This is a genomic window from Rhodohalobacter sp. (assembly GCF_041686455.1).
Taxonomy (GTDB): domain Bacteria; phylum Bacteroidota; class Rhodothermia; order Balneolales; family Balneolaceae; genus Rhodohalobacter.
Window position 1 is genome coordinate 1 of record NZ_JAWLDW010000149.1, and the last position, 5782, is coordinate 5782.

Annotated in this window: 9 protein-coding genes; all 9 read right to left on the reverse strand. The window is 40.7% G+C overall.

Going from position 1 to position 5782, the window contains the following annotated elements; genetic code table 11:
* On the reverse strand, positions 1 to 1049 hold a 1049-nt coding region (locus ACESM0_RS12405), incomplete at its 3' end, for a tetratricopeptide repeat protein (protein ID WP_372906523.1).
* A 289-nt stretch (positions 1050 to 1338) separates the two neighbouring features.
* Entirely contained in the window at positions 1339 to 1887 is a 549-nt protein-coding gene (tnpA, locus tag ACESM0_RS12410; RefSeq protein WP_372906524.1) for an IS200/IS605 family transposase, read from the reverse strand.
* Positions 1888 to 2252: 365 nt separating this feature from the next.
* A complete protein-coding gene (locus tag ACESM0_RS12415) occupies positions 2253 to 2405 on the reverse strand; it encodes a hypothetical protein (protein WP_372906525.1) in 153 nt (50 codons plus the stop codon).
* Positions 2406 to 2515: 110 nt separating this feature from the next.
* Entirely contained in the window at positions 2516 to 2944 is a 429-nt protein-coding gene (locus ACESM0_RS12420; protein WP_372906526.1) for a hypothetical protein, read from the reverse strand.
* 182 nt (positions 2945 to 3126) lie between these two features.
* Positions 3127 to 4182, reverse strand: coding sequence for a DUF2231 domain-containing protein (locus tag ACESM0_RS12425; RefSeq protein ID WP_372906527.1), 1056 nt, complete (start codon positions 4180 to 4182; stop codon positions 3127 to 3129).
* A gap of 101 nt (positions 4183 to 4283) precedes the next feature.
* Positions 4284 to 4487 carry a GDCCVxC domain-containing (seleno)protein gene (locus tag ACESM0_RS12430; RefSeq protein ID WP_372906528.1) on the reverse strand — a complete coding sequence of 68 codons (204 nt, stop codon included), beginning with the start codon at positions 4485 to 4487 and terminating at the stop codon, positions 4284 to 4286.
* Between the two features lie 131 nt (positions 4488 to 4618).
* A complete protein-coding gene (locus ACESM0_RS12435; RefSeq protein WP_372906529.1) occupies positions 4619 to 4957 on the reverse strand; it encodes a P-II family nitrogen regulator in 339 nt (112 codons plus the stop codon).
* Between the two features lie 115 nt (positions 4958 to 5072).
* The gene (locus ACESM0_RS12440; protein WP_372906530.1) at positions 5073 to 5648 is read right to left on the reverse strand and encodes a DUF3347 domain-containing protein; all 576 of its coding nucleotides are present in this window, start codon (positions 5646 to 5648) and stop codon (positions 5073 to 5075) included.
* A 28-nt stretch (positions 5649 to 5676) separates the two neighbouring features.
* Complete coding sequence (locus tag ACESM0_RS12445) at positions 5677 to 5772, reverse strand: multicopper oxidase domain-containing protein (RefSeq protein ID WP_372906531.1); 96 nt, start codon at positions 5770 to 5772, stop codon at positions 5677 to 5679.
* Positions 5773 to 5782 lie beyond the last annotated feature (10 nt).

The following is a 5782-nucleotide window of genomic DNA, read 5'->3' on the forward strand; positions in this document are numbered from 1 at the left end:
TAAGCCCTTGATCGCAGTGAGTAAACATCCTTTAACAGGTGAGTCATTTTCATTTGCCGGGCAAGCGCGATAGCTCTATTTGAATGTGCCAATACATCATCATAGTCACCTCTTAAACTGCTTATTTCTGCCAGAAACAGATGCTTATCGATTAAAATATTTGGCGGTCCGGATCTGAATCGATCATCAAGGATTCTAATCTCAATCTCCTCGGCTTCATCAAGCATATCTTGTTCAATATAGAGCCTCCCCAATCTGACTTGATGAGCCAGCTCCATATTTGGAACCCGATTTTGGTAGCTGATAGCTGCGGCCTGTTCCAAATATTCCAAACCTGAATCGATGTCTCCGGAGTCGACTAGAATCCGGCTCATATTGGAACGAACAATCGAAGCTATTGGCGGAATAAGGGTCTCCTCGTCAATGCAGGGAGTGAGTCTTTTAATAGCTTCCTCATAGTCTTCTATCTTAGCAAGATTTGAAGCGAGTGTTGCCTGGATATTACATCGGTCGGATGTCCTATCAGTTTTTTCAAGAATCCGGCTATACATTTCTATAGCGAGATCATAGGCCCCAACCCGGGAGTAGATATTTCCCAGGTTTCCGTAGAAAAAGTGCTCCGGGTATTCAGTAACATCATTTTCAGATTGATACTCTAAAGCCTGCACAAAAACAGCTTCTGCATCCAATGTATTGCCATAGCGGGCATACTCAGACCCCAATAGATTTTGAGACCGTAAGTAGTTCACGTGGTTATTCAACTCTTTTAACTGACCGGATGCACGTTCGGCATAATAGTGTGAAGAGTCGCGGTTACTTTGTCGCCAGGCAAAAGCAAGTATAAAATTCTGATAGGCTTCTTTTTTGGAGAGAGATTCCGGCTCAAGCGCTTCAACCTCTTGTGCGATTTTAAAAAGAGAGTCCGGGATATTTCGAAATTCTGTAAATGAGAAAGAGATATAAGATTCGAGTTTTTCATCATCAGATTGTGCATCAGCCAATGCAGAACGGAAACCTTCGAAGTCGACAGGTTGCCGGAGTTGAGCCAAAATAGGTTCGGTTATGAAACCGAATAGCAGAGCCAATAAAAGAAAGCTGAGAGAACGAATAGAGAACATCATACCTCAATAGAGCCGTAATAATTGTAGAGATCGTTTTTTTACACGCCTCTAAAATAGCTAAACTTTTTTATGTTTATGGAACAATTTTAAAAGGATCAATTTGGCAAAGGCTCAATAAAACTTTGAGAAGTTAGTTTGAATTTCAAAAATTGGTGAGTATTAAAGAAGGAAGTTGTAACACTATGACTAAAATACGGTTAAGAAGAAAGGAAAATCGCTAGCCAAGGAGATATAGTTTTAAAAATCGCGAAATATTAAATATCACTGTATTAGCAGGAACGCCTGATTTATTTGAGATTAGACAGATTTTCAACCGCCTTGAAAATATATTTTCATCAAAGTAAATTTTAAACTTTTTAAGAAGGGTCAAGTATTCTTCCCTGAACGATTTCTCACGATGATGCTCTTTTTGATTTTGAATGTAATGGTAGACCCTGTCAATTTGGCTCCGACTGTGAGAAAAAGCTCCATATCCCTCTTGCCATCTGAACCTTCCCTTTACAAATCCACGATTTTTAATCCATTTTGAAGATTCACCTTTTACAACTTTGATAAGTTCTGACATTGCTCCGTTTGGCTGATATTCTATAAACAAATGGAGATGATCAGGCATGCTGTTGATGGCAATCATTTTATGAGTTTTGTTTTGGATAATGCCTGTAATGTATTTGTGTAGTTCCTCTTCCCAATCAGGTTGAATCAGGCTGGTTCTGTTTTGCACTGCAAAAATAAAATGGATATAGAGTTGTGTATACGTATTCGCCATAGCTCTTTATTAGTAAGAGCGATTTAATAGCAGTTCCTTACAAATAATTTTTAAAGAATAGAGAAACACTCAACTTGCTCCATCGGAGCAGTATGTTTGTCAAACCACCGTACCTTCTAAACTATACCGCGCCGTAGGTGCGGCATGTTATGGATGAAACGTGGGATCTCAAAAGAAAGCAACATAACGTCCCTGACGGGACGAACTGAGTAGTCGAGGCTCACTTTTTTTACAAGCATATTGTCCCTAGCGGGACAGTCTTTAATAAACCATGTGCTATTGGGGTAGCATTTTTTTAAACCTTCGTGCCTCTGAAACCACGCCACACCGTATGTGCGGTATGGTTGTTCCTAACTGGACTGGATTTATGAATCTTTACTTCCCACCCAAACCCCATCAATCTCCCTCATAAACCTATTATTCACTTCACCAAAACCCGGCATGATGTCGTGGAAGTACGGATTTCGGATCTGTTCTTCTCTGCTCAGCAAGTCAGCCCTTTCATTATCAAACACCATCTGAGCCGAGAATTTGCAGGAATTGGTCAGCTCATCTATCACGTCTCCGAATAATTCTTTAATCGATTGAAAGACTAACCGTAATATAACTATAAGATTATGGGTTTGACTTATTCATCGGTTATCATCTGTACACAGTTCATATGCATACCCATCATAGGCGAATCGTTCATCATCTCCCGCATTTGATCGCGGTCGAATGTATCGCTGTCCAGCACATCCATCATTCTCTGCATATGATCTCGTATTTGCTCACGCTGCTCCGGATTATTCATCATTGTTTCCATCCGGTCGAGCATCATTTCGTGATCCTCATTCATCATGGATGAGTTCATCTGACTCATAAACTCACTGCGCATTTCCGGATTTTGAGCCATTTGAGTCATCAATGCCTGTCGTTGCTCTGGATTTTGCATCATTTCGGACATTTGTCCATCGCTCATCATATGTTGTTGCCGTTCCCCATTCTCCGATTGATTACACTGCACAAGAATGATTGGTAGGCTTAGTAGTAATGTAAAAATAGCTGCTTTTTTCATGGCACTCCTCTTGAAATTAAATTTTAGGTATGATTGTGATTTTAATCACTATTCTGCTCTCCGGCCAATTATCTATATTCAATTGACATTCAATACTTTAACAAAAATAAATTCTGATTCGATTCTTCAGAAAAGAAGATTTGAAGATTATTAATAAATGCAATGGACAATTCTCACATAAATTATGGTCTTCTAAATTCTATAAGCCTGATTTTAACAGTACCCGAGCCACTTATTGCAATTCCGGTCTGTCCCGATTCCAATTCATCATCATGGGTATGAAGAATGGTTTGCTGATCTTGATATCCGTAGTAATGTGGCCCAGATGCAGTAACTCTGAATGTACTCCATCTATTTTCTTCAATTTGTCCTGATCCGAGGACATTATCAGATCCATTCACTATTTGACCCTGCTGAAGCTCTGATCCAGTTATTCGGATATATTGATAGTTTTCAGTATCGGTATAGTGATGAATCAGCATAAATTCACCATTGAAATCTTGGAGATTTACTTCGGCCCGGCCGTCAATATCACTCAAATCTCCACCTGTGGTGATGAATAATATTTCTTCGGGATCCGAAATTTCTAAGTGGGTGCGTCCCTCTTCCTTTTCGGTGGAGGCTTGAATATTATCCGCTCCCTCGATGCTGAATGATTCTGTCAGTGCCTGGTCTGCCCCGGTATTGATACGCCAGATCCATGAGCCATCATCCCGTATTTCAGGTCCGGATTCCTCACGAAATTCGGCAAGGCGCTGCTCCAGTTCTTCAATCTGTTGTCCAAGGCGGTCAATTTCAGCTACTGCCACACCATGTTTATATACCAGTTTGGCTCCTAATTCACCTGTGTACCAAAGCATTCCGGTGCCAATCAAGGCGGGAATAATGAGTGCGGGAAGTACCCATCCTTTTTCAATATCTTTCCACCAGGTGAAGAGGCGTAAGGCGGTAAAAAGCCCAAAAAAGATCAATGTGTAGAGTGCCCAGTCTTCGTGGGATGTAACAACCGGCACTGCATCTCCCAGAACGGTGACAGTTTCCACAGCTTCACGGCCAGAGAAAAAAGCAGCAATCAAACCAATTGATCCAATTGAATAGAGTGTGATTACTGTATTCTGCAACCAATTCTGTTGATTGAACCGGAGACGGATCAAGTCTAGAAGAACGGCTATAACCAGCAGTGCAATGGGAAAATGAACAATGAGCGGGTGAATGTTAGGTATCCAATCGGGGATCATGTATCTGTGTTAAGTTTTTGGTTTACAATACGACAGTTAACATTTTTTCTTACAGTTTGCCGGGGTTAGGAAGTCAAGCATCACACCAGACTTGGTCGTGGTTAACAACAGCTTTTCGATTCCTGAATCGGCGGACAAGGCACTGTACCATAGCTACAAAATACACAGCAGTCGCCTTTTTTAGGTTGTATGATTTTGCTGCATTTACTGCACATCCAGAAATATTGACAAGCATTTTCAGGCATTGTCTCTAAGGATTTTTGTTCGCAGTTTGGACAAATTAGAGTAGATTTTTTTACGGCCATTAGATTTTTTGGGCTTTTAAATTAAGGCTTTAGTACTTCATGGATTTGCTGAAGCACCATTTTTTTTCAAGCACGGAAAAGCTTAACAAGTAAACTTTTTAACTAAACTCTGCTCACTTCGTTTTCACTGATTACAGTGCAGCCACACCTTCTTCACCCGTTCGGATGCTAATTGCCTTGTCAATGTCTGAACTGTAAATAATTCCATCACCTTTATGATGGGTACAGGCAGTCTGCTGGATGATATTGATAACGTCATCCTGTTGTTCGTCGGTAACAAGAATCTCAATTTTCACGATTTTTGAGTGAAGAAATGGAAACTCCAGGGTTGCATTGAGTTTCTCGGGATCACCGCGGCGGCCGGTACCTTCACCATGGTAAACGGTCATACAACAGTAACCCTCAGATCTCAGTGTACTATAAACTTCCTCAAACTTTTCGGGCCGGATCATTGCTTTGATTTCTTTCATATGGATCACCTTTTATTACTTTGTGGTTTTTTATAGACCTGACCGGTTTCAAAAATCTGCCAAATCAGATCTAAACCCTCCAAGGGTTCCAAACCCTTGGAGGGTTTTTAATTATCTATGACTTCATTCTCTCAATCACCTCACCACAGCCTAGCATGGTATCCGGTGTATATGGATTTTGAATCTGCTCATTTCTGCTCAGCCACGTTGCTCCGTCACTGTCGAGTGCCATCGGGCAGTATTGGTGGTAAACAACTCCCTCTACTCCAAACTTTTTAACAGCATCTGCCAATTCAGTAGAGAGTGATCGGAATGCATGCCGAGAGCTTTCAATGTCATCACTGTTCAGCAATACACTGACCTGTTCAGTGAGCTGATTGTAACTTTCCATCCAGGCCGTGTGTCCATCACCTGAAAGCCCGTGTTGTCCTATTTCTTCCAGTTTATTTTTAAAGGATTCAAATTCCGAATGGGAAGCGTCTAAATCAGACTTTAAGAAGGCATTTTTCCCATTTAAATAGGTTTCTATAACCTGAGTCAGGTTTGCACGAAATTCTTCAGGCACGTCCTCAAAGCGTTCAATATTTTTTGATTCTTGATTATGTCCTGATTGATCTTGTGCAACCGCAGGCTGTATAAACAGGAATACTAATGTCAAGGATGTTGTAAATGCTAAGATTGATTTTTTCATAGTGATTTAGGTTTGTACGATTTGTTCTTTAAATAATCTCCAGATTAGCCATCATCCCATTGTCTTCATGCTCCAGGTTGTGACAGTGAAATACATAAAGTCCTTTTGGTGCGTCGAATTTCATAATTACGCGT

Bases quoted from the DNA above. Each gene is read 5' to 3' on its own strand.
- ACESM0_RS12425 (WP_372906527.1), bottom strand. From the start codon at position 4,182: ATGATCCCCGATTGGATACCTAACATTCACCCGCTCATTGTTCATTTT.
- ACESM0_RS12430 (WP_372906528.1), bottom strand. From the start codon at position 4,487: ATGGCCGTAAAAAAATCTACTCTAATTTGTCCAAACTGCGAACAAAAA.
- ACESM0_RS12415 (WP_372906525.1), bottom strand. From the start codon at position 2,405: ATGGTGTTTGATAATGAAAGGGCTGACTTGCTGAGCAGAGAAGAACAG.
- ACESM0_RS12435 (WP_372906529.1), bottom strand. From the start codon at position 4,957: ATGAAAGAAATCAAAGCAATGATCCGGCCCGAAAAGTTTGAGGAAGTT.
- ACESM0_RS12440 (WP_372906530.1), bottom strand. From the start codon at position 5,648: ATGAAAAAATCAATCTTAGCATTTACAACATCCTTGACATTAGTATTC.
- ACESM0_RS12445 (WP_372906531.1), bottom strand. From the start codon at position 5,772: ATGAAATTCGACGCACCAAAAGGACTTTATGTATTTCACTGTCACAAC.
- tnpA (WP_372906524.1), bottom strand. From the start codon at position 1,887: ATGGCGAATACGTATACACAACTCTATATCCATTTTATTTTTGCAGTG.
- ACESM0_RS12420 (WP_372906526.1), bottom strand. From the start codon at position 2,944: ATGAAAAAAGCAGCTATTTTTACATTACTACTAAGCCTACCAATCATT.